We start from the raw sequence: 22,894 nt of genomic DNA on the forward strand, positions 1-22,894 counted from the left end.
CCGCACATAGGTCCCGGGCGCCGGGGCCAATGCAGGATGGGCCGAATCGCCGGTCGCGCGCGCGGGCACTTGCTTGCCCGATCGTTTCTTCAACCAGGCTTCCCACCGCGGCCACCAGGACCCTTCGTGATACGTCGCCTCTTTCAACCAGGTCTCGGGGTCCGCCTTCAAATCGGTGTTGGTGTAGTGACCGTATTTCTTCTTGCTGGGCGGGTTGACGATGCCGGCAATATGCCCCGATTCCGAGACGATGAAGGTCTTCGACCGCGACCCCATCTGTTGCACCCCGCGATAGCACGCCTTCCACGCCGCGATGTGATCCGTCTCGCAGGTGATGGCCATCAGGGGCACGTCCACGTCGTGCACATGCAGCTTATGCCCCAGCAGCTCGAACCCATCGGTGACGAAGTCATTGCGCTGACACAGGCCGCGCAGGTACTGGACCGCCATGCGGCCGGGCAGATTGGCCCCGTCCCCGTTCCAGAACAACAGGTCGAACGCGGGCGGCGTTTCACCCATCATATAGCTGCGGATCGCGGGTCCATAGATCAGGTCCCTGGAGCGCAAAAACGACATGGTGCGCCCGATGATCCACGCTTTCAGAACCCCATCCTCCGAGATCTGATCCTCGATACCGTCCACAAAGTCGTTTTGCAGGAAGGGCGTGAACTCTCCCTGATCGCCAAAATCGGTCAGGGCCGTGAAGAACGTGGCCGATTTGACCGACTTGTCGCCGCGCTGTTTGAGCAGCGACAGAGTCAGGCTCAGCGTCGTGCCCGCGATGCAATAGCCGACCGCGTTGATCTGTTTGACCTTGCAGATCGCCTTGACCTCTTCGATCGCGGTCAGGAAACCGTCCTGGATATAGTCCTCCATGCCGATATCGGCGTGGGATTCATCAGCGTTCACCCAGCTGACCACGAACAGGGTATAGCCCTGCTCGGTCACCCATTTGATCAGGCTGTTCTGCGCCTTGAGGTCCAGAATGTAGAACTTGTTGATCCAGGGCGGGAACAGCACCAGTGGCGTTTCATGTACCGTCTCTGTCGCCGGTTTGTACTGGATCAGCTCCATCAGCCGGTTGCGATAGACCACATCGCCGGGCGTCGTCGCAATATTGCCGCCAACCTCAAAGGCGCTGTCATCGGCCAGCTTCACCACCATCTCACCGTCATTGGCCTCGAGATCAGCCACCAGGTTTTCCAGACCCTGGATCAACGACTGGCCTTCCGTCTCGACCGCCTTTTCCAGCGCATCCGGATTGGTCGCCAGAAAGTTCGTCGGCGACATCATGTCGATGATCTGCTGCGAGAAAAACGCCAGCCGCTGCTTATCCTTCACTTCCAGGTCGTCAACCGAGGCCACTGCTAGCGAGATCGCCTGCGCGTTGGTCTCGTATTGCTGGCGAATGAATTTGAAATACGGATTGGTGTCCCACAGCGGGTTAGAAAACCGCTTGTCCCGGGGCGCAGAGGCTGTGTCTTCCGCCTCACCACCCACCAGCGCCTGCTGTGCCTCGGCGAAGTTCAGAACAGACTGGCCCCAAAACTCGATCTGCTGCTCCAACAGCTTGGCCGGGTTCTGCATTGCCTCAGCCCAATAGGCCGATGCTGCCTTTGCATAAAGCTCTTGATTCGGACCGTCCAAAGCAGGGTTGTGACCCTTCTTTCCAGACATCACATCAACCAATCGCTTGGACAAGACCTCAACCTTGTCCATATTTTCCTTAAGCCTCTCAAGATGTTCAGGGGTGAGCTCCGGTGTCTGGTGTTCACTTGTTGTCATTTTAACAATTCCCCCCTAACCTCGCTGCTATGCAGAATAATCGTCGTGGGCTTGGGGAGCAAAGCGACGAATGGTCCGACACTCACACCGGCAGCCAGGAGGCCCCCTATATGCGCTACATGATGACCTACGATCTTATGGAAACCATGCGCAACACGAATCAATGGATGGGGGCAACGGCCAGTGCGATGGCGTCTTACCCACTGTTTTCCATGATACCCAACCCTGCATTCAGCATGATGGCTGCTTGGGGCGAAGTGACCGAACGCACCTTTCAGCGCATGATCGCAAAGCCGGACTGGGGTATTCGAACGTTCACGTGTGAGGATGGCAAAGACCACCTTGTTGATATTGTTCCCGTAATGGAGCGCCCATTTGGCGACCTGATCCATATTCGCGTCAATGGGCGCGAAGAACAACCCCGTAAGGTGCTGCTGGTCGCACCAATGTCCGGCCACTACGCGACTTTGCTGCGTTCCACCGTTAAAAGCCTGCTGGTCAATTGTGAGGTTTACGTAACCGACTGGCATAATGCGCGTGATATTCCCGTTTCCGAAGGCAAGTTCGATGTCGAGGATTACACGCTGTATCTTGTCGATTTTATGAAGGAGTTGGGCCCGGACACGCATGTTGTTGCCGTTTGCCAACCTGCCCCCCTGACCCTGGCCGCGACCGCCTATCTGGCCGAGGTCGACCCCAAAGCGCAGCCCAGTACACTGACCCTGATCGGCGGCCCTGTTGACCCTGACGCCACCCCAACCGACGTGACCGATTTCGGTCGCCGCGTCACCATGGGACAGCTGGAGGAAACAATGATCCAGCGCGTCGGCTTCAAATACAAAGGCGTCGGCCGTATGGTGTATCCTGGCCTGTTGCAATTGACATCGTTTATGTCAATGAACGCGGATCGCCACTCCAAGGCTTTCTCGGATCAGATCCAGCGTGTGATGCGGGGCGAAGCGTCAGATCACGACGCCCATAACAGGTTCTACGATGAATACCTGGCCGTTATGGACATGCCAGCCGAGTTTTACCTGTCTACGGTCGAGCGCGTCTTCAAGAACCGCGAGATCGCCCGCAATGAATTTGTTGTTGCAGGCCACAAGGTCGATATCGGCAAAATCACCGATGTCGCGGTGAAATCAGTCGAAGGCGCAAACGATGACATCTCGGCCCCAGGCCAGTGTATCGCCGCTCTTGATCTGTGCACTGGGTTGCCGGACACCAAAAAGGCAAGCCATGTTGAACCCGGCGCCGGCCATTACGGCATCTTCGCGGGGCGCAGCTGGCGCGACAATATCCGGCCGCTTGTGATTGACTTCATGAACGCCAACACGCGCAAACCACAGCGTCGCGCGGCGAACAAAAACAAAGTGGCCTGAAAACGATGAGCAGGAAGGTGGCCAAAGATACGCCTTTTTCCTGCTCTTGCGGTTCCTTACATGGGCGGATCAGCGCCGCAGGTGTGAAACACGGCACACATGTCGTGTGCTACTGTCACGATTGCCGCGCGGCTCAGTTGTACTTTGGGCAACCCGATCCGGCCCCCGGTCCTGTAGAAATCCTGCAGATGCTTCCGGAAGAGATTGTTTTTGACGGTGGCGCAGAGCATCTCGCGCTGATGCAGCTAAGTCCGAAAGGGATGCTGCGCTGGTATGCCAGTTGTTGCAATGCGCCGCTGGCGACCACACCAACAACGCCGAAGTTCCCATTCGCGGGTTTTATCGTGAAACGTATCCCCGACCCAAATGGGTTGGGGCCGATCACCACGCGCGGGTTTATCCCCTCAGGCCACGGCAAACAGACACATAAAAAGATTGGGGCAGCTGTTTATGGGCTAGTGACCCGCGTCGCGAAATCGCGGCTATCAGGCAGTTGGAAGAACACACCCTTCTTCGACCCAGACACCTTCGCCCCCGTTGCCGAGCCTGTGGTTCTAAGCAAATCCGAACGCGCAGCCCTTTACCCGTAAGAGACCCGCGAAGGTGTGCTTAGCCAGGCCTCAAGCGCTTCATTGACGACCTGAGGGGTTTCGAGAGTTGGCAAATGCCCCGCATCCTCAACCACTTTAAGCTCGGCATCCGGGATCAGGTCCGCCATGAAAGCGTGTTTGCGCACAGGCGTCAGCAGGTCACACGCCCCACACAGCACCAGCGTGGGGCACTTGATCATCCTCAGCGCTCCTTGCTGGTCCGCGCGCCGCTGCAAAGCGCGCATCTGGCGTTCAAAGACGTCCGGTCCTTGATCCAGCGCCATCGTTATCACGTCATTTAGAATGGGAACGCGCCTTGGCCCCGGGGCCAGCGTGTCTGAACCGATGATCTTGCGCATCACCTCTTCAAGCCGTCCGGCCTTTGCGCCGACCATATGCTCTTCTCGCGTCGCTGCGATCTGGGGCGTGTCGGCCTGCGCATCCGTCGCCATCAGACACAGGCGCGAAATTCGATCGGGCGCGCGGCGAGCAAGTTCCAGAGCGACCACGCCGCCCATGCTTAACCCGGCCAGCGCGAAACGATGTGGCAGTTGATCCAAAAGGCCCGAGGCGATCTCTTCAATCCGTTCGCCCAACGAAACCGGTGCAACCGTGACCGCGCGCTGACGGGAAAAGTGGTCGATCTGAGGGGCGAATACTCTGGCATCGCACATCAATCCGGGCAGTAGAACCAACGGCTCGATCAATCGCGACCTCCTTCATCTCAGCTTCTTCGGCGGCTTCGTTTTATAGCAGGATGAGAGGTTTTTCTGACGCGGGCAAGTTAAACTTCACGGATAGGCAATGCCCCGAAATTTGGGGAAATCCGCATAGCGCTTTTGACGGGCCTTCAGGTCTTCGTCCGGGTTTTCGCCCGCCCGTAACAGGCACCCGCGCGGGGCAATGTAGCTGTCGATACGTCTGTGGGGATTTGGCCGCCATACCAGATTGAATGCGCAGAGCTTTGGAAAGAACCAAATCTCGGAATAATCCAGATGATCATGCATCCACCACGCAAGATCGCGCCAATCCCGGCCGTCCGCGTAGCGATCCGCAAACCACGGGACAACAATCGACGCCCCCGCTACCCGGTAATCGCCAGTGCCCCAGTCCCAGATATGACACTCCAGCGGATTGTCATTTCGGGCGCAGTTCAATCGATTTTCATTGCCGTATTGGTTCAACGACCGCGACCGGTAGCCGGACCGGACCGCGACCCGCCCGAACGTTTCCTCTAACGGGTCGAGCAGGGTCTGGCAAAACGCCCGACCGGTTTCGATGGCAAGTTCGGGATTATCGGGAAGGTTTTGCTTTTCATGGAAGTTACCAATTTCGGAATACAGGAAATCCCGCATGAAAAAGTGCCGTGACAAGCGTACGCGACCAAGCGTTTCAAGGCTCCACATGCTGCCCGGCTTGCGCATCACCCGTACCCGTTCCAACGAAACGCGCCTTCAGGCGAAAGCGGTGAGAACGGATTGAACGCCACCTCCCAGATGGTGCCTTCGGGGGCGCGAAAGTAACCGTGGTGCCCACCCCAGAACACGTCCGATGCCGGTTTCAGAACCTCAGCGCCGGCGTCTTCAACCTTTCTCAGAACCTGCGCGACCTCTTCCTTTGACCGACAGTTATAGCTGAGCGTCAGCGCCCCGCGACCCAAGGTACCAACGTCTACACCGATTTCATCGGCCAGTGCTGGCAAGGGGTAGAGACCCAGGGTCTGCCCGATCAGGTCAAAGGCAATCACTCCATCCGGGCTGTCGACGCGTTTCCAGCCGATCTTTTCATAGAACGCGGCGGCGGTTTCCGGGTCTTCCACTCCGATTGTTATCAAGCTAACGCGCTGTTCCATCATTCGATCCCCTGCTCTTTCAACCATGCCAGAATACCTGCGACCGCAGCATCCGTCTGTCCCGGCGACATCAGGCGACCAGCAATAACGTGGGAAGACGGATCATCACCCGGTCCCATCGTAACCGTCTGAACGCGTGCGGGTCCGCCCCAGGCCTCGGCCACCTTGTGGGTCAGGTCCGGGCGCACAACCTGATCATCGTCTGAGAACCAGAACAGAGCCGGGACGCGCGCCTGCGAGAAGTCCATCGCGTACACAACATCGACCAAAACGGTCATCGGAACAACGGCTTCCCACGGATAGACCGAGGACCAGTATTTGTTCTTTTCCGGGTCCGGGCCCGATACGTCCCGGTTTTCCCCCATAATCATTGGCAACCAAGTTCGCGCCCACGGAAGTCCGGGTATCCAGGCGCCTGGCGTGTTTACTCTGAAATTCGGGGACACAAAGACCAACCCCGCCACGTTTTCCATCAGTGCGTCGTCCAGTGCAGCAGCTGCGGCCAACGTTCCACCGGTCGTGGTCGAAATCACCACGACCTGATCGCCAACCGCACGCGCGGCGGCCAAGCCTTCGGCCATATCTTGCATCCAACCTGACGCGGTGCCTTCGGCCATCGCGCCTCCACTCCGGCCATGGCCCTGCAAGCGGGTGTAGACCAGATTGGCCCCAAGAGCGTCAGCGACCATATCAGGGACTGGGCGAATTTCTTCGGACGAGGCGGAAAACCCGTGCACATACAGGATGGAAACCGGAGTGCGTCGTTCTTTGAAGCCGTCTTGCCAGACAACCCGCTTCTCGACACCGGGGGTGATGTCATCGAAAGCGGACTCGACGCTTTCGAAGTAAACCTGCACCCCTTCGCCAAATTTGCGCGGCTCAAATGTCGGGTTAAGGTTCACTTCTTCGCGCGGACCAAACCAATAGATCAAAGCCCCAATCGCGACCAGAACCAGAAGACCACGACCGACGAACCTGCCGAGCGCCCGGATCATTGCGCGGCCATCACTTCAAGCACAGCATTTTCGATAATCTCAAGGCACGGTCCATCAGAAAAGCGGTGATCCGCATCTTTGACCAACAACAGGCGCATGTCAGGGCCTTCGGCACGTTCCAGCAATCGCACAGCAGTTGCAGTGGAAACGGCAGTATCCGCGGTTCCTTGCAGGAAACGCACCGGATACGGCAGAGTCACTGCGTCTCGCAGAACCAACTGCTGTCTGCCATCTTCGATCATACGCTTCGTGATGATGTAGGGTTCCATGTAATCCGAGGGCAGTTCGACATACCCTTCGGTTTCCAATACCTGTTTTTGGGTGTCAGAAAACGATGCCCAATATCCGTCCTCGGTAAAATCTGGTGCTGCGGCGATTGTTACCATGCCAGCAATCCGGTCCGGTATCGCTTTTGCCAGCAAAAGCGCCTGCCAACCACCCATTGACGATCCAACGATGATCAGAGGCCCAACGGTCAGTTCCGTCACTGCAGCCACAGTGTCCTCGTGCCAGTCGCCGATACACCCATCCTCGAACTTGCCAGAGCTTTCGCCGTGACCAGAGTAGTCAAATCGCAGGAATGCCTGACCGCGCGCCTTCGCCCAGGCCTCAAGATGCACGGCCTTGGTACCTTCCATGTCGGACTTGAGCCCGCCTAGAAACACTACGGTTGGTCCTGTACCCTCATTCTTGTGATACGCCAACCGCCGCCCCTGCGCCGTGTTCAGAAAATCCGTCGCTGCCATGTCGCCCTCTTTCTCTTTGCCGATCATCATGCACGGCTGTCTCCGGGTCGCAATTGCCGAATTTCGACCTTTCGTCGCGTCACATCGGGTACGGTTCCACGCTTGACAGGTCATGTTGCAACTGCCAAATGGATCGAACACACATAACCCGCAACCGGGCGTTCAGTGGGCGCCAAACCGACGAGGAGAGCCGAAATGGCCCTGGACTCACAGTCAGTCTCTCTTACTTTTCCCGATGGCAATGCACGATCCTATGACGCAGGCGTAACGCCCGCGCAGGTCGCTGCCGATATCTCCAACTCATTGGCCAAAAAGGCGATTTCCGCCACCGTGAACGGCCAGCACTGGGACCTGCAGTGGCCCATCGAATCTGACGCGCAGATCGCCATCCACACCATGAAGGATGAAGAGCAGGCGAATGAGTTGATCCGTCACGATCTGGCGCATGTGATGGCACGTGCGGTACAGGAAATCTGGCCGGCGACCAAAGTCACCATCGGCCCCGTGATCGACAACGGCTGGTATTATGACTTTGACCGTGAGGAACCGTTCACGCCCGAAGATCTCGGTCTCATCGAAAAAAAGATGAAAGAGATCATCAACAAGCGCGACCCCGTCACCACCGAAATCTGGGACCGTCAGCGCGCGATCGAGTTCTACAAGGCCAATAACGAGCCTTACAAGGTCGAGCTGATCGAATCCATTCCGGGCGACGAGCCTCTGCGCATGTACTGGCACGGCCACTGGCAGGACCTCTGCCGTGGTCCGCATTTGCAGCATACCGGCCAACTGCCGGGCGACGCCTTCAAGCTGATGAGCATTGCTGGCGCCTATTGGCGTGGCGATAGTTCGCGTGCGATGCTGCAGCGTATTTATGGCGTGGCCTTCACCGGCAAGGAAAAGCTGAAAGCGCACCTGCATATGCTGGAAGAGGCCGCCAAACGCGACCACCGCAAGCTGGGCCGCGAGATGAACCTGTTCCACATGCAGGAAGAGGCCCCTGGCCAGATCTTCTGGCATCCGAACGGCTGGAAAATCTACACCACTTTGCAGGACTATATGCGTCGCATGCAGGAGCGGGACGGCTATGTCGAGGTGAACACCCCGCAAGTCGTGGACCGCAAGTTGTGGGAAGCCTCGGGTCACTGGGACAAGTATCAGGAGAATATGTTCATCGTTGAAGTCGACGAAGAGCATGCCCGCGAAAAGGCGATCAACGCGCTGAAGCCGATGAACTGCCCTTGCCACGTTCAAGTGTTCAATCAAGGCCTGAAATCCTATCGCGACCTGCCCTTGCGGATGGCCGAGTTTGGATCGTGCGCGCGCTATGAACCCTCGGGCGCTTTGCATGGGATCATGCGGGTCCGCGGATTCACGCAGGATGATGGTCACATTTTCTGTGCCGAAGACCAGATCGAATCTGAAACCGCCAAGTTCATTGCCTTCCTGTCCAAGGTCTATGCCGATCTCGGATTCCATGACTGGACGATCAAACTGTCGACCCGCCCGGAAAAGCGGATCGGGTCTGATGAAAGTTGGGATCTGGTCGAAAAGGCGCTGGGTGATGCCTGTAAAGCGGCCGGTTACGACTATGAAGTTCTGGAAGGCGAAGGCGCGTTCTACGGACCCAAACTGGAATTCACTCTGACCGATGCAATCGGCCGGACGTGGCAGTGCGGCACCCTGCAGGTCGATCCCAACCTGCCAGAACGTCTGGATGCAAGCTTTGTCGGGGCGGACGGCGCAAAGCACCGTCCGTTCATGCTGCACCGGGCGACCTTGGGTTCGTTCGAACGCTTCATCGGCATTCTCATCGAAGAGCACGCTGGTAAGCTTCCGTTCTGGCTGGCTCCGCGTCAGGTTGTCGTCGCCTCGATCACGTCCGAGGCGGATGACTATGTCATGAACGTTGTCGAAACGCTCAAAGCCGCTGGCGTGCGTGCTGAGGCGGACACCCGCAACGAGAAGATCAACTACAAGGTCCGCGAACATTCGGTTGGCAAGGTGCCGGTCATTCTTGCCGTCGGACATCGCGAGGTGGAAGAGAACACCGTCAGTGTTCGCCGCCTTGGCGAAAAACAGACGCAGGTTCAATCGCTTGAGGCTGTAACAAAAGAGCTGGCCGAGGCCGCGACCCCGCCCGACCTTCTGTAACATTCGGCAGCAAATTGCCGGAAATCCGGCCCCAAATTCGGGGCCGGATTGAAACATTTTCTAATTTTCATTTCAAAAACAGTTTGTTAACCTTCAAGGGGGCATTACGCTCTTTGACGGGGTTGTGAGACACGGGCTCGTGAATTCACCTGCCCCGATTTAACTACTACCTTTGTCATTGTCACAAGAAGACATACGCAGTCATCAAAAGGGATTACCGAGATGTCGAACACCGCAAAAACCCTGGTTATCGCAAGTGCAGTAGCAGCCGCCGTATCCGGCGCCGCTACAACCGCATCCGCACAAGCCAAAGAGAAATGCTATGGCGTTTCGCTGGCCGGTCAGAATGACTGTGCCGCAGGCCCCGGCACCACCTGCGCGGGCACCTCGACCGTTGACTATCAGGGCAACGCCTGGACTCTGGTCGACGCCGGAACCTGCGCCGATATCGAACTGCCCGCCGAGGCAAACGGCACCGCGCGCAAAGGTTCGCTGGAGCCGCTGGAGCGCGACCTGCCGGCATAAGCCCAAGCATCTGAGAATCGGAGGGGCGGGCCCTATCGCCCGCCTCTTTTCGTGACCGGAGGATTTGCACATGCTGGATAGTTCACTTCGATCGAACAGGCTGCCCGCAGTTCCGGGCGTCGGGTATAAACCCCAGCATTACGACCAGATTCTGGAGCATGCGCATCCGGTCGGCTGGCTTGAGATCCACGCCGAAAACTACATGGGCGATGGCGGCAGGCCGCTTGCGCAATTGCGTCACCTCTCCGAAAGATTCCCTATTTCGGTCCACGGCGTCGGCCTTTCTATCGGTGGAGAAGGCCCCTTGGATGCCGATCATCTGGCGCGCCTGAAACACCTTGTTGGTTGGTTGAACCCGGCCAGCTTTTCCGAACATCTGGCATGGTCCACCCACGACAGTCACTTTCTGAACGATCTTCTGCCCCTGCCCTATACCGACGAAACTTTGGCCTCCGTTTGTGCGCATATCGATCAGGTTCAGGATACTGTGGGGCGGCAAATGCTGCTGGAAAACCCCTCCAGCTATTTGGCATTTGAGGAAAGCACTTGGTCTGAGCCTGAATTCCTGCGGGAAATCGCTCGTCGAACGGGATGTGGGCTTTTGCTGGACGTGAACAACGTCTTTGTGTCAGCCACAAATCTGGACTTTTCCCCGCAGAGTTACATCGATGCCTATCCGCTAGACAATGTTCATGAGATCCACCTTGGCGGTCATGACGAGGACGAAGACGACCACGGGCGTCCGCTGCTGATCGACAGCCACGGTTGCGAGGTCGTCGATCCGGTATGGGCGTTGCTGGATTACGTGTTGGAGCGTTCCGGCCCAAAACCTGTTCTGATCGAATGGGATACGGACGTACCCGACTGGCACGTTTTGCGGGCCGAAGCTGACCGGGCGCAAGCGGCACTGGACCGCATTCCCGCATGAGCGTTTCGCAAACCACATTCCGCGCAGCCCTGCTAGACCCGTCGGCGGTTGTTCCGGAAGGACTGTGGGATGCCGAGGAACGCCCCGCCGGGCGGCGGTTCAGCGTTTATCGCAACAACGTGGCGGTTTCATTGACCGAAGCGATGCATCAGGCCTTCCCTGTGATCGCAAAGCTTTTGGGGCCGCAAAACATGGACGGGCTTTCCGGGCTTTTCCTGCGCAAACACCCCCCTTCTTCACCATTGATGATGTTCTATGGTGAGGAATTTCCCGCGTTCCTTGCCGGGATGGAGCAACTGTCTCATCTTGGCTACCTCGCCGACGTTGCGCACCTGGAACTGGCTTTGCGCCGGTCTTATCACGCGGCGGACAGTCAAGCTGCACCGCCGGATGCGCTGGCGGTCCCACCAGAAGAAATCGTTTTGGCCAAACTGGAATTTGCGCCCTCCATGACGGTTCTTCGTTCGGAATGGCCGCTGTATTCGATCTGGCGATTCAATTCCGAAGATGGTGCGCCTAAACCCGCGCCCGGGGCCGAAGACGTCCTGATCACCCGGCCCGAATTCGATCCTGCCCCGCATTTGCTGCCAAAAGGCGGAGCGGACTGGATCGCTCAGGTTCAAGCCGGGCTTACCATTGGCGAGGCGTTCGAAAAAACCTCTGTCGACTTCCCCGAATTTGACCTTGGGGCCACTCTGGCGCTGCTTTTGCAGGGCGGCGCAATAACTTCTGTGACTATCGAAAGGCTGGCAACATGACTGCCCTGATCTCATTGCACAACAATACCCTGGGAAGGTTGGAAATGACCTCTGGCTGGTTGACGCCGACCCTGGCGCGACTGGTATTTGCGGCAACCCTGTTGGTTTACTACTGGAATTCGGCCACGACCAAACTTGGCAGCGGCTTTTTCGGCTTTCTTTTCCCGTCGGACGGGGCTTATGTGCAGATCTTTCCTAAAGCAATGGAAGCGGTCAGCTATGACAGTTCGCAATTGGGCATCTTCCATTGGGCTATTGCCGTCGCAGGAACATGGGCAGAGTTTCTACTGCCAGCGTTGATTCTGATCGGTCTTCTGTCGCGGTTTGCTGCATTGGGCATGATCGGTTTCGTCTGGGTCCAGACGATCGTGGATGTCACCGGCCACGGGGCGGCACTGGGTAATTACTTCACCGCAGCACCGAACGTGCTGGATCAACGCACGCTTTGGACGTTCCTGCTGCTGGTGATTGTAATCAACGGCGCAGGTCCGCTCTCGCTCGACCGGATCCTGCGCATCAAGTAACTAGAAATGTGCCTTGGGCTCGTCCGGTTTTCCCGCGGCCAGCCCAAGGATGCCTGCCACGGCAGCGAAGGCCACCGGGAACATCGTAAAGACGCCGAAACCAAACGCGAAATACATCCCGGCAGCTGAGAGCAGCAGCAATATTCCACCGATCAGGGCGCGTGCATGCGCCATTGCGCCCCCGGTGATTGCCAACAAAGGCGCAATGATAGAGGCAGCCTGAATGAACTGTGCATTGTCCACCTGTTCAGCCAGCCCCTCGATCTCGCCGTAATGGTCTATGAATGCCACATAGCCATAACCAAAAAAGCCGACGATCATTCCGATCAAACCTGCAATGATGCCCAAAACCATTGATGCGTTGCGCATTTATTCCCTCTTCTTTGTGTCAGACACATAAGCGTCCGATCAGGCAACGCCAAGACTTGCCTTGGTTTTTGCCGTCCAGCCCAACAACAGCGTACCTTCATCTTCGATCAGGGGGCGCTTCATCAATGTCGGGTGCTCCTTCAGCAATTCCAAAGGTGGTTGCGTGCGTTGTTCCGCGCTCAATCCACGCCAGGTTGTTGATCGGGTATTGAGCAAAGCTTCGCCGAACGTTTCAAACGCCTTGGTCAGCACGGAATCAGGAACGCCCTGCGTCCGAACGTCCACAAGCTCGATTTCACCTATTTCTTTCAATGCCTTACGGCACGTATCACAATTCTTCAGGCCATAGAGACGCATTTTGAGGCTGCTCCTGTAGTTGTATGAATTTTTGGCATTTTTGCCTGCTTCCTCCGGTAATTCTTGATTTTTTACTTCACCGTGCAATGTTGAAAAAGACGAAACACACAATTCGGGCCGTGTCGTGTGGGCGAAGCGGTGATGCGTTGTGGTTACGTCAACGACTGCCCCCACCAATTTGTGGGACAACGTGCAAGTAGAAGGAGACACGGGAAATGCCAACTGGCACCGTGAAATGGTTTAATACCACGAAAGGCTATGGGTTTATTGCCCCTGACGAAGGTGGCAAGGACGTTTTTGTTCATATCTCGGCCGTAGAACGGTCCGGCTTGACCGGGCTCGCTGACAATCAGAAAGTCTCGTACGAGCTGCAAGACGGACGCGACGGCCGCCAAATGGCCGCTGATTTGAAGCCGTTATAATACTCCCCGTCATCTGCGGGTACTAAAAGCAGGCCAACGGCCAATTTCCGGCCGTTGTCCATTTCAAGGGTTTAAAACCTTACCCTCGCGTCGGTTTTGGAATCGGCATGAGCCTGTTTGTTTTAGCAAAACACCGCTAATTCCGCGCATTCGCATATTGCACTGAGGATTGATGTCATGAGGCACTCGAACGGTGTCATGACATCAGAAATGCATTTACGCGGTCTTAACCCTCGCGAATGACAGCTTCGAACTCGCGCCATTCCCGTGCCGTCATTCCCGAGTTTTCCTGCGTCACAGTTTCGCCAGCCAGCATTCGGCGCAGGCTGTCGACCATCTGAGCCGACAGGTTGACCGCGCCCAGACGGTAATCTTCGAACGCCTTGTACGCGAAAGGCACCCAATCAGCGACGATCTTGCACATGGTGTCGGCATAGACACGGATCTCATACTGAGCGTGCGGGTCTGCCCGCAGGCGCAGGAAATGGAACAAATTGTGCAGGTCGACCTTCCAGTACCACTGCGTGTAGATATTCGCAGGCAGGTTCATGCGCGCCAGTTCACGTGCCAGCCCCTGCTGACCATCCTGACTTATCATCGCTTCGTAATTGTCGTAACACCGCGCGCTGTCGGCCTTGAGCATCTCCAAAACGCGGGCTGCCTCTTCCCCTTGCAGGGCATCGCCCCGTCCCTGATTGTTCACCTCGGATTGGGCGGCGACATGATCCGGTGCAGGGATGTAGAACTCGCGATCCAGGATCGAATAGCGGGCCGAGTATTCGTTCACGTTTGCCGTGCGGTGACGAATCCATTGCCGAGCCACAAAGACGGGCAGTTTGACGTGCAACTTAATCTCGCACATCTCGAACGGGGTCGAGTGCCAGTGCCGCATGAGATAGCGGATCAGCCCCTCATCGTTCTGCACCGACTTGGTGCCCTTGCCGTAAGATACGCGCGCGGCCTGACAAATTGCTGCGTCATCCCCCATGTAATCGATCACGCGTACAAAGCCGTGGTCCAGCACTTGGTGCGCAGTATAGAGGTGGTCTTCCATCCCCTCGGCCACAACGCGGCGTGTTGGATGCGATTGCGCCCGTTGCGCTTCGATCTCGGCCAGTTGGTCAGAGGACAGCGGCATGAAAGTTCCTTTCCAGCAATGAGTCGCCCACCACTATATCTCGACAAATCCCTGACCGGAACCGCGACATGTACACCCAGCGTCGCAATTTCCAAATTGTGTCCACCCTGCCCCTCGACACGCTTGGCCTGCGCGCTAAGCTGCAGCACATCACCTGACTAGAAAGGAAGCCGCAATGGGGCTGAGATATCTTCACACCATGGTCCGCGTGAAGGATCTGGAGAAGTCGATGGCGTTCTATGAACTACTAGGCCTGAAGGAAACCCGCCGGTATGACAGCGAATCTGGCCGGTTTTCGCTGATCTTCATGGCACCCCCAGGACAAGAGGATCGGCCTATCGAACTGACGCACAACTGGGACGGCGACGATAATCTGCCCAGCGACAGCCGCCATTTCGGGCACTTAGCCTACGGTGTCGATAACATCTACGAAGTTTGTCAGCACCTGCAGGACAACGGCGTCGTAATCAATCGCCCGCCGCGCGATGGTCGTATGGCGTTTGTGCGATCTCCGGACAATATCTCGGTCGAACTGCTGCAAAACGGCGAAGCGCTGGAACCGGCTGAACCCTGGGCCAGCATGGAAAGCACCGGCAGCTGGTGATCCGCTGTCTGATATCGCTGGGTCTGGCCGTTCTGGCCAGCCCCGTTCAAGCCGAGCCCTGCCGGCTTGCACTGGCGCTCGCCATGGATATCTCAACCTCCGTTGACGAGAACGAAGACGTTTTGCAGCGGCAGGGCCTGGCGGCTGCATTGATCGCACCAGAAGTGGTCGAAGCGTTTTTTTCCTCGCCCGCACCGGTTGCGCTGGCCGTGTATGAGTGGAGCGGTCGCACCACCCAACGCGTTATTCTGAACTGGACTATGATCAACAGTGAGACCGATCTGTTGGTCGCAGCCTCGACAGTGCAACAATCCGTTCGCTCGGACAGCGGCTCAGCCACGGCCATGGGCTATGCCCTGGCATTTGGCGCGACCTTGATGCAGCAAGCGCCACCCTGCCTTTTTAACACCATCGACTTGTCCGGCGATGGCTCGAACAATGACGGCTACGGGCCGGATTCCGCATATCGGCACTTTCCCTTTCAAAACGTCGTGGTCAACGGGCTGGTGATCAACGCCGCTGACTTTGAAGGAGAGCTGTTCCTTATCCCGTTCTTCGAGAACAACGTTCTGCACGGTCCCGGCGCGTTTCTTGAGATCGCGCAAGGGTTCGAGGATTTTGAACGTGCGATGCGCCGCAAACTTGAGCGTGAGCTGAAGGGGTTGCAGATCGGTGAGTTGCAGGAAAGTGCGCATCGATGATCCGGCTGCTGACAGCGGTTTTTGCCCTGTTTGCAAGTTCTGCCGCGTCGGAATGCCGGCAAGCGCTGGCTTTAGGTCTGGACGTATCCGGCTCGGTCGACAGCGCCGAGTATCGGTTGCAAACTGACGGTCTTGCTGCCGCCCTGCAGCGCCCTGAAGTTGTGCAATTGATCCTGTCCGACGCTGGCGCGCCCGTGTGGCTGGCGATCTACGAATGGAGCGAGACACGCCATCAACGCATGTTGATAGACTGGACTGAGATTCGCACGGCGCAAGATATCGAACGGATCGGCGACATTCTGAAATCCGTTGCGCGTGGCAACGCGCCGCGCGGCACGGCCGTTGGGTCGGCAATGCAGTTCGGTGCTCAACTACTGTCGCAGCAACCCAGTTGCTGGAAACGCACATTGGATTTGTCGGGGGACGGAAAGCACAATCTGGGGCCTCATCCCCGCGAGGTAAAAGCCGCACTGGAAGCCTCCGGCATCACGATCAACGGGCTGGTGATCGGAGCCGACGATCCCAGCCACGGTGACAAACGTTACGTCCAGGTCGGTGAGCTTTCCGCCTATTACAACACCTGGGTCATTCTCGGACCCGGAGCGTTCGTCGAAGTCGCTTTGGGCTTTGAGGCTTACGAAGACGCGATGACCCGAAAACTGATACGCGAGTTAGAGGGGCTCACCCTGTCCGACGCCACAAACACCCTGCGCCCCTGATCAATAGATGTACCGAATTTGGTCCGTCCAATACCGCTCGACCCGCCGCAGCGACGTTGTGATGTCGTCGATGCCTTCCAGACCCAGCACACCGCGATTTTGCAGCCCATCAGCGTGGCGAGAAAACAGATCGGATACGATATCGCGAATCTCGCGGCCACGTGGGGTCAAACGAACCCTGACAGATCGCCGGTCGATCTCGCACCTTTGGTGATGCATGTACCCCATTTCGACCAGCTTTTTCAGGTTGTAGCTGACGTTGCTGCCCTGATAGTAGCCCCGGCTTTTCAGTTCACCGGCAGTGACTTCATGGTCACCTATATTGAACAAAAGCAAGGCCTGCACGGCGTTGATTTCCAATACGCCGACACGCTCAAACTCATCCTTGATGACGTCCAAAAGCAACCGGTGCAGCCGTTCCACCAAGGCAAGTGCCTCAAGGTAGCTGGTCATGAACCCCTTGGTTCCCGGCGCGGAGACCTGCATTTCCATACTCATCCGACCCTCCGATTCAGTCGCGCTGTTTCAGGCAGGATGAATGGAATTCCCGAAAAATCGGTTAAGCTGGATTTTCTGTTATTTTTGAAATGTTTGCGCGATGTCCGATATCAGACTGGCATAGGTTTCGGGCGGTTGCACCTGCCCGGTGACCCACTGATAAAGATCCTGATCGTTTTCGTGCAGCAGCGCATCATAGGTGTCCAGACCCGATGGCTCCATTGCCGACAGGTTCCGATCAGCATAGGCCGACAGGATCAGATCCATTTCTTTGATCCCACGCCGCATGGATCGCATCTTCAGACGCTTGATACGGGTGTCCCGAGTTTCGCTCACTGGCCCTGCTCCAGCATCAGGCGCAGCCGTTTCTCAAGCTTTGCCGCACGCTCGGCGCTGGCGCGCATCTCACCCCGGATTGAGCGCAGTTCCGCCACGATATCGGCCAGTTCGGGCGCGCCCTCATCAGCTTCCATCGGGGCATCCATGCCCTCGCCCTCTCCGGTCAGCAGCCACATGATCGAAACGTTGACCATACCTGCCATCATGGACAGGCGATTTGCGCGCGGCTCGGACAGATCGTTTTCCCAGGCTGCAATCGTCGCCTTCTTGACACCAAGCCGCCGCGCCATCTGAGACTGGGTCATACCGGCCGCTTCGCGTGCCCCGGCCAGCCTGTCCCCGAATGTCGCTGCGTCCGGCCCAAACCAGTCGTTCTCGTCGTTCATCGGGGTCTCCAATTCCTTAACTCATATCGCTTGATCGTCATTCGAGCGCACCCTATGACAGTCAGGCTGAACATACAAACCGAGGCCGACCATGAGTTTCCTTTCTGCGACACTGTCACGCGTAAAGCCATCGCCCACCATAGCGATCACGGCAAAAGCGGCCGAGCTGAAAGCTGCCGGGCGCGATGTCATCGGCCTCAGCGCAGGTGAGCCCGATTTCGACACTCCGCAGAACATCAAGGACGCGGCGGTTGCCGCCATCGCGGCTGGTAAGACCAAATACACCGCGCCTGACGGCATCCCGGAGTTGAAGCAAGCGGCCTGCGCCAAGATGAAGCGTGACCATGGTTTGGACTATACACCTGCACAAATTTCAGTCGGCACCGGCGGCAAGCAAACCTTGTACAATGCGCTGATGGCCACGATGAACGAGGGTGATGAGGTTGTGATCCCTGCGCCGTATTGGGTTTCCTATCCTGACATGGTGCTGTTGGCTGGGGGAACTCCGGTCATTGCGGAAACGTCGATCCAGACCAATTTCAAGCTGACCGCTGATCAGCTTGAGGCCGCAATCACGCCAAAAACTAAATGGCTTATCTTCAACTCGCCGTCGAACCCTACGGGTGCAGGCTACAGCCGTGAAGAGCTGAAAGAACTGACCGATGTTCTGATGCGCCATCCGCATGTCTGGGTCATGTCCGACGACATGTATGAACACCTGGCCTATGACGGGTTCGAATTCTGCACCCCGGCTGAAGTCGAGCCTCGACTTTATGACCGGACGCTGACCTGCAACGGTGTATCAAAAGCCTACGCCATGACCGGCTGGCGCATCGGCTATGCGGCGGGGCCGGTCGAAATCATCGCAGCGATGCGCAAGATTCAGTCGCAGTCGACCTCGAACCCCTGCTCGGTCAGCCAGTGGGCGGCAGTTGAAGCGCTGAACGGGACGCAATCCTTCTTGGCCCCCAACAACGAAACGTTCAAACGCCGCCGTGATCTGGTTGTTCGCATGTTGAACGACATCGACGGCATCAGCTGCCCGACGCCCGAGGGGGCGTTCTACGTCTATCCCTCAATTGCCGGGTTGATCGGCAAGACCACGCCTGCAGGCACCGTGATCGACTCCGATGAGGCTTTTGCGACCGCCTTGCTGGAAGAGGTAGACGTGGCCGTTGTCTTCGGCGCGGCCTTTGGCTTGTCACCAAACTTTCGGGTCAGCTATGCAACCTCGGACGAGGCACTGACCGAAGCTTGCACCCGCATCCAGCGCTTTTGTGCATCATTGACCTGAGTTTGCAGAAATGACGTCAGAACTGCCCGAATACTATTTCCGCGTTCGCGAAAACGGCGCAGCGGTTTTCAGGATCGACACCGAAAACCGCCAGCGCCGGATCGAGATGGATCAGATTGCCGTCATCAACATCCGAAATGGTGAAGTGAAACCGCAGGGCCAGCGCACCTTGACCGATGCCGATAAGGCAGAGATTGCCCGTTGGATGGAGGAGCGCAAAGCGCTGCTGGCCCAGCGCGACATCGACGACATTCACCGTGCAGTCGACTATCTGAATCTCACCACGCAATGGGCACAATCCAAGGCGACGCCCGAACAGCTTGAAGAGGTCACTGACCGGCTGTTGCTGGCCATGCACGATCTCCGCTCCGTTCTGGTACGAAAAAAGGCAGACCGGTTCAGTAAACAGTGACCCGCCGCAACTTACTCGGCGGGCACACCAACCTCACGGACTGAACGCATCCAGAAACGTGCCATCAGCAGAACCGCCGCGCAGGCCAGGCCCAGAACAAGGCCCAGCCAGACCCCGATTCCGTCCATACCCAGCACAAAACCAAAGTAATACGAGGACGTAATCCCCACGCCCCAATAGCTGAGCGCGGCCATAACCATTGGAATCTTTGCGTCCTGCAGCCCGCGCAGAAGGCCAAGCGCAATGACCTGCGCCCCATCCACCAGCTGAAACAATGCCGCCATCGCCAGCAGGCCGGTGCCGATTACCAGAATCTCGGAACGCTGCGGGTCATCTGGCTCCATAAACAGCGAAATCAGCGGCTCGGCACAGGTCAGGAACAGGATGACAGTCATGACCGAGATCACCAGTGACATTCCTGTCACCGCGATCGCACCTCGTTCAAGGTGCGGTCGGTCCTTGCGACCGAGCGCGTTGCCGGCCCGGATCGTCGCGGCGTTGGACAATCCCAGATGCACCATGAACGTCGCAGATGCGAGGTTCAGCGCAATCCCGTGTGCGGCCAGCGGAACCTGCCCCAGCCAACCCATCATGATCGCAGACATTGCGAATAGGCTAACCTCGGACAAGGTCGTCAATCCTATCGGCACTCCAAGGCGCAAGACACTCAGGAACATCTCCCAGTCTGGGCGCCAGAACCGCTGGAACAGGCTGTGTTCGGGCAGCGCGCGTACCGCGTAAATCACCACAAGGACCAGCGACACTGCCTGGGTAACGACCGAAGCGATGGCCGCCCCCATCACCCCCAATTCCGGGGCACCCCAGTTGCCGAAGATCAGGGCATAGTTGGTCACCCCATTGATCATTGCTGCCGCGACCGTGATCCACAAGACAATCTGGGTTCGCTCTAACGCGGCCAGATAGGATTTCAGCACCATGACCAAAAGCGCAGGGAATAGGCCCCAGCCCGCGACTCGGAGGTATTGGGACGCGGTTTCAGCAACCTGCGGGTCCTGTTTCAACAACATGAATATGGGGTACGACCACCACAGCATTGGCATCATAACCGCCGCATAGATCAGCGACAGCCACAGCCCCATGCGCGTTGAACGACGAATGCTTGTCTCGTCTTCTTCGGCCGCCGCTGTCGCAACCATCGGCATGACGGCGAGGCCGAACCCGGCCCCAAACAGAAACAGTACAAAGAAATAACTGCTGGCCAGAGTCACTGCAGCCAGCGCCTCAACCCCGTACCAGCCCAACATGACCGTATCCGTCAGACCGATTGCAAACTGGGCCAGGTGCCCGCCGATCAGCGGCAGTCCCAGTACTGCAATGGCCCGGAAGTGGGCGCGATATGTCATCACTTTGTTCATCGCATCAGCCTTATGCCCGGCCCAAGGCCGGGGCAAGAGGCGAACGACGGAATTTCACATTGAGACTACGTCTGCGGATTCAAAATCCGCCGAAGGTCCAAAGGACGCGTATCACGCCGTTTCGGGATGTAGTGAAGTGCCCAGAATATGTTCCGAGTGTTGGATCACGTGATGTGCCTGCCCCACGATCAAAGGATCGGGGGTGTCAACAACGTCATGGTTCTTGTCCGAATAATCCAGCGTGGACAGAAAGTGGCGCATGCAATTCAGGCGCGCACGTTTTTTGTCGTTCGATTTCACGATAGTCCACGGGGCGTCGGCGGTATCGGTATAGAAGAACATCGCCTCCTTGGCCTCGGTATAGTCGTCCCATTTATCCAGGCTGGCTTTATCGATCGGCGACAGCTTCCACTGTTTCAACGGATCAGTTTCGCGGCTTTTGAACCGGCGTTGTTGTTCGGATTGTGTGACCGAGAACCAGTATTTGTACAGCTGGATGCCAGAGCGTACCAACATCCGCTCCAACTCGGGCGTTTGACGCATGAACTCGAGGTATTCGTTAGGTGAGCAGAAGCCCATGACCCGTTCAACACCGGCGCGGTTGTACCAGGACCGGTCGTAGAAAACCATCTCACCAACAGTGGGTAATTCCTGAATGTAGCGCTGATAGTACCATTGCCCTTTCTCTTCCCAAGTAGGTTTGTTCAGGGCAACGACACGCGCTTGCCGCGGGTTCAGGTGTTCCATGAAGCGTTTGATTGTTCCGCCCTTGCCTGCGGCATCTCTGCCCTCGAACAGCAAGACAAACCGCTGACCGGTTTCCTGCGCCCAATGCTGTACCTTTAACAGTTCTGCCTGCAATTGCGCCTTTTCCGCCTCATAGGCTTTTCGCGCCATCTTGCGGTCATAGGGGTATTTGCCACTTTCAAAAGCTTGGCGAATTCTTTCGGGGCTGGGTTCCGATGATATTGTATTGGCGATTGCCGACAGGTTGGCAGGTTCTTGGGTTTTCTCGATCGGCGGCACAATTTCCATTCAGGCTCTCCTTGTCTCACTGTCCGGGAAAACGCCTAGCAGTCGGGCAAAAAACACGCTTTGATTGGTGTCAAACTTTTACATCTTTCCGGGCGTGTGTTTCGGGCGCAACAAAGGGCTTTGCCTATGGAAAACAAGTTTGTTGATCTTAACGGTCAGAGATTCTTGCAGCGCAGCTGGGGGAACCCCGGCCTTCCGCCTGTGTTGATGCTGCACGGGTTTCCCGAATACGGAGGCGCATGGCGGGATCTGGCCCCGCATCTGTCCTCGGATTTTTATTGCATCGCCACCGATCAACGCGGGTACGGGCAAAGCTGGGCACCGGAAGGAGTTGGCCACTATGCCCTATCGCAACTGGTTTCGGACATGGCGACGCTGATTGAAGGTCTCAATCGTCCGGTTACTGTGCTCGGCCACGATTGGGGGGCATCTGTGGCATATGGGCTGGCCATGTTCCGCCCCGACCTAGTGACCCAGTTGATCATCGCAAACGGAGTGCACCCGGCACCGTTCCAACGGGCCATGGCCGCCGGCGGCGCGCAATCCGAAGCTTCCCAATACATAAATACCCTGCGCGCACCGGACGCTGCAGAACGTTTGTCAGCCGACAATTTCGCCAAGCTCGAACAGTTCTTTCGTTTCGGGATGGGAACAGATTGGATGTCAGACACGCAAATGCAGGAATATCGTACGGAATGGGCGCGGCCCGGGCGACTGGAGGCCATGTTGAACTGGTACCGAGCCTCACCGTTGGTGGTTGCGAAGCCCGGCGTCCCACGCACAGACTTGCCAGAACTGCCAAAAGAGAGGTTGATGGTGCGCTGCCCCCACCTGCTGTTGTGGGGAAGGGACGACAAGGCCTTGCTGCCAGAAGCGACCGAAGGGCTGGAAGAGTTCGCCCCCGATCTGACGCGTATCGACATTCCAAATGCGGATCACTGGCTTCACCACCAGCAGCCCGAAGCGGTGGCGCAAGCCATCAAGGGCTGGATCGCGGGCTAGATC

28 protein-coding genes are annotated in these 22,894 nt (G+C 57.3%); 14 read left to right on the plus strand and 14 right to left on the minus strand.

Annotated features, from left to right (window positions below; all coding sequences use genetic code 11):
• Nucleotides 1-1,785, minus strand: a 1,785-nt coding sequence (locus GOW16_RS17585) for a PHA/PHB synthase family protein (RefSeq protein WP_170417499.1), incomplete at its 3' end; no start/stop codon positions are given.
• A gap of 110 nt (nt 1,786-1,895) precedes the next feature.
• On the opposite strand from GOW16_RS17585, the gene phaZ reads away from it, so the two are divergent.
• On the plus strand, nt 1,896-3,167 hold the full coding sequence (gene phaZ / locus GOW16_RS17590) for a polyhydroxyalkanoate depolymerase (protein ID WP_170417502.1): 1,272 nt from the start codon (nt 1,896-1,898) through the stop codon (nt 3,165-3,167).
• Nucleotides 3,168-3,184: 17 nt separating this feature from the next.
• Nucleotides 3,185-3,757, plus strand: a complete 573-nt coding sequence (locus tag GOW16_RS17595; protein ID WP_368039931.1) for a DUF6151 family protein — start codon at nt 3,185-3,187, stop codon at nt 3,755-3,757.
• Here the strand turns inward: GOW16_RS17595 and GOW16_RS17600 are convergent.
• The 5 genes from GOW16_RS17600 to GOW16_RS17620 all read right to left on the minus strand — a co-directional run bounded on the left by GOW16_RS17600 (nt 3,748) and on the right by GOW16_RS17620 (nt 7,350).
• Nucleotides 3,748-4,464 carry an alpha/beta fold hydrolase gene (locus tag GOW16_RS17600; RefSeq protein ID WP_170417508.1) on the minus strand — a complete coding sequence of 239 codons (717 nt, stop codon included), beginning with the start codon at nt 4,462-4,464 and terminating at the stop codon, nt 3,748-3,750. The two genes, GOW16_RS17595 and GOW16_RS17600, sit on opposite strands and share 10 nt — an antisense overlap.
• An 84-nt stretch (nt 4,465-4,548) precedes the next feature.
• Nucleotides 4,549-5,163, minus strand: a complete 615-nt coding sequence (locus GOW16_RS17605; protein WP_170417980.1) for a hypothetical protein — start codon at nt 5,161-5,163, stop codon at nt 4,549-4,551.
• A 17-nt stretch (nt 5,164-5,180) separates the two neighbouring features.
• Nucleotides 5,181-5,609, minus strand: a complete 429-nt coding sequence (locus tag GOW16_RS17610) for a VOC family protein (protein ID WP_170417511.1) — start codon at nt 5,607-5,609, stop codon at nt 5,181-5,183.
• Complete coding sequence (locus tag GOW16_RS17615; protein ID WP_170417514.1) at nt 5,609-6,604, minus strand: alpha/beta hydrolase; 996 nt, start codon at nt 6,602-6,604, stop codon at nt 5,609-5,611. Before GOW16_RS17615 ends, GOW16_RS17610 begins: the two co-directional genes overlap by 1 nt.
• Nucleotides 6,601-7,350 (minus strand): alpha/beta fold hydrolase, encoded by a 750-nt coding sequence (locus GOW16_RS17620; protein ID WP_170417983.1) that lies wholly within the window; start codon nt 7,348-7,350, stop codon nt 6,601-6,603. Before GOW16_RS17620 ends, GOW16_RS17615 begins: the two co-directional genes overlap by 4 nt.
• Before the next feature lie 195 nt (nt 7,351-7,545).
• On the opposite strand from GOW16_RS17620, the gene thrS reads away from it, so the two are divergent.
• The 5 genes from thrS (at nt 7,546) to GOW16_RS17645 (ending at nt 12,239) form a co-directional block, all read left to right on the plus strand.
• Nucleotides 7,546-9,504, plus strand: coding sequence for a threonine--tRNA ligase (gene thrS / locus GOW16_RS17625; RefSeq protein WP_170417517.1), 1,959 nt, complete (start codon nt 7,546-7,548; stop codon nt 9,502-9,504).
• A gap of 222 nt (nt 9,505-9,726) precedes the next feature.
• A complete protein-coding gene (locus GOW16_RS17630) occupies nt 9,727-10,029 on the plus strand; it encodes a BufA1 family periplasmic bufferin-type metallophore (protein WP_170417519.1) in 303 nt (100 codons plus the stop codon).
• A 70-nt stretch (nt 10,030-10,099) separates the two neighbouring features.
• The gene (bufB, locus tag GOW16_RS17635) at nt 10,100-10,957 is read left to right on the plus strand and encodes an MNIO family bufferin maturase (protein WP_170417524.1); all 858 of its coding nucleotides are present in this window, start codon (nt 10,100-10,102) and stop codon (nt 10,955-10,957) included.
• Complete coding sequence (locus GOW16_RS17640) at nt 10,954-11,715, plus strand: HvfC/BufC family peptide modification chaperone (RefSeq protein ID WP_170417527.1); 762 nt, start codon at nt 10,954-10,956, stop codon at nt 11,713-11,715. Before bufB ends, GOW16_RS17640 begins: the two co-directional genes overlap by 4 nt.
• Nucleotides 11,712-12,239, plus strand: a complete 528-nt coding sequence (locus tag GOW16_RS17645; protein ID WP_170417530.1) for a DoxX family protein — start codon at nt 11,712-11,714, stop codon at nt 12,237-12,239. Before GOW16_RS17640 ends, GOW16_RS17645 begins: the two co-directional genes overlap by 4 nt.
• Here the strand turns inward: GOW16_RS17645 and GOW16_RS17650 are convergent, their stop codons facing one another.
• Nucleotides 12,240-12,608 carry a hypothetical protein gene (locus tag GOW16_RS17650; RefSeq protein WP_170417533.1) on the minus strand — a complete coding sequence of 123 codons (369 nt, stop codon included), beginning with the start codon at nt 12,606-12,608 and terminating at the stop codon, nt 12,240-12,242. It lies immediately after the preceding gene.
• 39 nt (nt 12,609-12,647) lie between these two features.
• The gene (locus GOW16_RS17655) at nt 12,648-12,965 is read right to left on the minus strand and encodes an ArsC/Spx/MgsR family protein (RefSeq protein ID WP_170417986.1); all 318 of its coding nucleotides are present in this window, start codon (nt 12,963-12,965) and stop codon (nt 12,648-12,650) included.
• A gap of 215 nt (nt 12,966-13,180) precedes the next feature.
• Between GOW16_RS17655 and GOW16_RS17660 the strand changes: the two genes are divergently transcribed.
• Nucleotides 13,181-13,387 (plus strand): cold-shock protein, encoded by a 207-nt coding sequence (locus GOW16_RS17660; protein ID WP_008758035.1) that lies wholly within the window; start codon nt 13,181-13,183, stop codon nt 13,385-13,387.
• Between the two features lie 226 nt (nt 13,388-13,613).
• Here the strand turns inward: GOW16_RS17660 and thyX are convergent, their stop codons facing one another.
• Nucleotides 13,614-14,525, minus strand: a complete 912-nt coding sequence (thyX, locus tag GOW16_RS17665) for an FAD-dependent thymidylate synthase (protein ID WP_170417536.1) — start codon at nt 14,523-14,525, stop codon at nt 13,614-13,616.
• Nucleotides 14,526-14,700: 175 nt separating this feature from the next.
• Between thyX and GOW16_RS17670 the strand changes: the two genes are divergently transcribed.
• From GOW16_RS17670 to GOW16_RS17680, 3 genes are read left to right on the plus strand one after another with little or no spacing between them, the layout of a single operon-like run.
• Nucleotides 14,701-15,129 (plus strand): VOC family protein, encoded by a 429-nt coding sequence (locus GOW16_RS17670; protein ID WP_170417540.1) that lies wholly within the window; start codon nt 14,701-14,703, stop codon nt 15,127-15,129.
• Entirely contained in the window at nt 15,126-15,830 is a 705-nt protein-coding gene (locus GOW16_RS17675) for a DUF1194 domain-containing protein (protein WP_170417543.1), read from the plus strand. The genes GOW16_RS17670 and GOW16_RS17675 overlap by 4 nt, the downstream gene beginning before the upstream one ends.
• Nucleotides 15,827-16,549 carry a DUF1194 domain-containing protein gene (locus tag GOW16_RS17680; protein WP_170417546.1) on the plus strand — a complete coding sequence of 241 codons (723 nt, stop codon included), beginning with the start codon at nt 15,827-15,829 and terminating at the stop codon, nt 16,547-16,549. Before GOW16_RS17675 ends, GOW16_RS17680 begins: the two co-directional genes overlap by 4 nt.
• Here GOW16_RS17680 and GOW16_RS17685 read toward each other — a convergent pair whose 3' ends face one another.
• From GOW16_RS17685 to GOW16_RS17695, 3 genes are all read right to left on the minus strand, one after another.
• Nucleotides 16,550-17,047: a MarR family winged helix-turn-helix transcriptional regulator gene (locus tag GOW16_RS17685; protein WP_170417549.1), complete on the minus strand. Its 498-nt coding sequence runs from the start codon at nt 17,045-17,047 to the stop codon at nt 16,550-16,552. It lies immediately after the preceding gene.
• Between the two features lie 78 nt (nt 17,048-17,125).
• Nucleotides 17,126-17,383 carry a succinate dehydrogenase assembly factor 2 gene (locus GOW16_RS17690; RefSeq protein WP_368039932.1) on the minus strand — a complete coding sequence of 86 codons (258 nt, stop codon included), beginning with the start codon at nt 17,381-17,383 and terminating at the stop codon, nt 17,126-17,128.
• Nucleotides 17,380-17,772, minus strand: a complete 393-nt coding sequence (locus GOW16_RS17695) for a helix-turn-helix domain-containing protein (RefSeq protein ID WP_170417553.1) — start codon at nt 17,770-17,772, stop codon at nt 17,380-17,382. Before GOW16_RS17695 ends, GOW16_RS17690 begins: the two co-directional genes overlap by 4 nt.
• 91 nt (nt 17,773-17,863) lie before the next feature.
• Between GOW16_RS17695 and GOW16_RS17700 the strand changes: the two genes are divergently transcribed.
• Together GOW16_RS17700 and GOW16_RS17705 are read left to right on the plus strand one after the other, a co-directional pair.
• Nucleotides 17,864-19,066, plus strand: coding sequence for a pyridoxal phosphate-dependent aminotransferase (locus tag GOW16_RS17700; RefSeq protein ID WP_170417556.1), 1,203 nt, complete (start codon nt 17,864-17,866; stop codon nt 19,064-19,066).
• A gap of 10 nt (nt 19,067-19,076) precedes the next feature.
• A complete protein-coding gene (locus GOW16_RS17705) occupies nt 19,077-19,478 on the plus strand; it encodes a hypothetical protein (RefSeq protein WP_170417560.1) in 402 nt (133 codons plus the stop codon).
• 11 nt (nt 19,479-19,489) lie between these two features.
• Here GOW16_RS17705 and GOW16_RS17710 read toward each other — a convergent pair whose 3' ends face one another.
• Nucleotides 19,490-20,842 (minus strand): MATE family efflux transporter, encoded by a 1,353-nt coding sequence (locus tag GOW16_RS17710; protein WP_254429837.1) that lies wholly within the window; start codon nt 20,840-20,842, stop codon nt 19,490-19,492.
• A 123-nt stretch (nt 20,843-20,965) separates the two neighbouring features.
• Nucleotides 20,966-21,889: a polyphosphate kinase 2 gene (gene ppk2, locus GOW16_RS17715; protein WP_254429838.1), complete on the minus strand. Its 924-nt coding sequence runs from the start codon at nt 21,887-21,889 to the stop codon at nt 20,966-20,968.
• A 126-nt stretch (nt 21,890-22,015) separates the two neighbouring features.
• Between ppk2 and GOW16_RS17720 the strand changes: the two genes are divergently transcribed.
• Entirely contained in the window at nt 22,016-22,891 is an 876-nt protein-coding gene (locus GOW16_RS17720; RefSeq protein ID WP_170417567.1) for an alpha/beta fold hydrolase, read from the plus strand.
• The last annotated feature ends 3 nt before the right edge of the window (nt 22,892-22,894 follow it).

Origin of the sequence: Ruegeria atlantica, assembly GCF_013033965.1 — a bacterium.
In the GTDB taxonomy this organism is placed as follows: domain Bacteria; phylum Pseudomonadota; class Alphaproteobacteria; order Rhodobacterales; family Rhodobacteraceae; genus Ruegeria; species Ruegeria atlantica_D.

Bases quoted from the DNA above. Each gene is read 5' to 3' on its own strand.
- GOW16_RS17655 (WP_170417986.1), bottom strand. From the start codon at position 12,965: ATGCGTCTCTATGGCCTGAAGAATTGTGATACGTGCCGTAAGGCATTG.
- GOW16_RS17685 (WP_170417549.1), bottom strand. From the start codon at position 17,047: ATGAGTATGGAAATGCAGGTCTCCGCGCCGGGAACCAAGGGGTTCATG.
- GOW16_RS17650 (WP_170417533.1), bottom strand. From the start codon at position 12,608: ATGCGCAACGCATCAATGGTTTTGGGCATCATTGCAGGTTTGATCGGA.
- GOW16_RS17605 (WP_170417980.1), bottom strand. From the start codon at position 5,163: ATGTGGAGCCTTGAAACGCTTGGTCGCGTACGCTTGTCACGGCACTTT.
- GOW16_RS17705 (WP_170417560.1), top strand. From the start codon at position 19,077: ATGACGTCAGAACTGCCCGAATACTATTTCCGCGTTCGCGAAAACGGC.
- GOW16_RS17640 (WP_170417527.1), top strand. From the start codon at position 10,954: ATGAGCGTTTCGCAAACCACATTCCGCGCAGCCCTGCTAGACCCGTCG.
- GOW16_RS17660 (WP_008758035.1), top strand. From the start codon at position 13,181: ATGCCAACTGGCACCGTGAAATGGTTTAATACCACGAAAGGCTATGGG.
- thrS (WP_170417517.1), top strand. From the start codon at position 7,546: ATGGCCCTGGACTCACAGTCAGTCTCTCTTACTTTTCCCGATGGCAAT.
- GOW16_RS17630 (WP_170417519.1), top strand. From the start codon at position 9,727: ATGTCGAACACCGCAAAAACCCTGGTTATCGCAAGTGCAGTAGCAGCC.
- GOW16_RS17680 (WP_170417546.1), top strand. From the start codon at position 15,827: ATGATCCGGCTGCTGACAGCGGTTTTTGCCCTGTTTGCAAGTTCTGCC.
- GOW16_RS17610 (WP_170417511.1), bottom strand. From the start codon at position 5,609: ATGGAACAGCGCGTTAGCTTGATAACAATCGGAGTGGAAGACCCGGAA.
- GOW16_RS17645 (WP_170417530.1), top strand. From the start codon at position 11,712: ATGACTGCCCTGATCTCATTGCACAACAATACCCTGGGAAGGTTGGAA.
- GOW16_RS17615 (WP_170417514.1), bottom strand. From the start codon at position 6,604: ATGATCCGGGCGCTCGGCAGGTTCGTCGGTCGTGGTCTTCTGGTTCTG.
- phaZ (WP_170417502.1), top strand. From the start codon at position 1,896: ATGCGCTACATGATGACCTACGATCTTATGGAAACCATGCGCAACACG.
- ppk2 (WP_254429838.1), bottom strand. From the start codon at position 21,889: ATGGAAATTGTGCCGCCGATCGAGAAAACCCAAGAACCTGCCAACCTG.
- GOW16_RS17695 (WP_170417553.1), bottom strand. From the start codon at position 17,772: ATGAACGACGAGAACGACTGGTTTGGGCCGGACGCAGCGACATTCGGG.
- thyX (WP_170417536.1), bottom strand. From the start codon at position 14,525: ATGCCGCTGTCCTCTGACCAACTGGCCGAGATCGAAGCGCAACGGGCG.
- GOW16_RS17670 (WP_170417540.1), top strand. From the start codon at position 14,701: ATGGGGCTGAGATATCTTCACACCATGGTCCGCGTGAAGGATCTGGAG.
- GOW16_RS17720 (WP_170417567.1), top strand. From the start codon at position 22,016: ATGGAAAACAAGTTTGTTGATCTTAACGGTCAGAGATTCTTGCAGCGC.
- GOW16_RS17700 (WP_170417556.1), top strand. From the start codon at position 17,864: ATGAGTTTCCTTTCTGCGACACTGTCACGCGTAAAGCCATCGCCCACC.
- GOW16_RS17710 (WP_254429837.1), bottom strand. From the start codon at position 20,842: ATGACATATCGCGCCCACTTCCGGGCCATTGCAGTACTGGGACTGCCG.
- GOW16_RS17620 (WP_170417983.1), bottom strand. From the start codon at position 7,350: ATGGCAGCGACGGATTTTCTGAACACGGCGCAGGGGCGGCGGTTGGCG.
- bufB (WP_170417524.1), top strand. From the start codon at position 10,100: ATGCTGGATAGTTCACTTCGATCGAACAGGCTGCCCGCAGTTCCGGGC.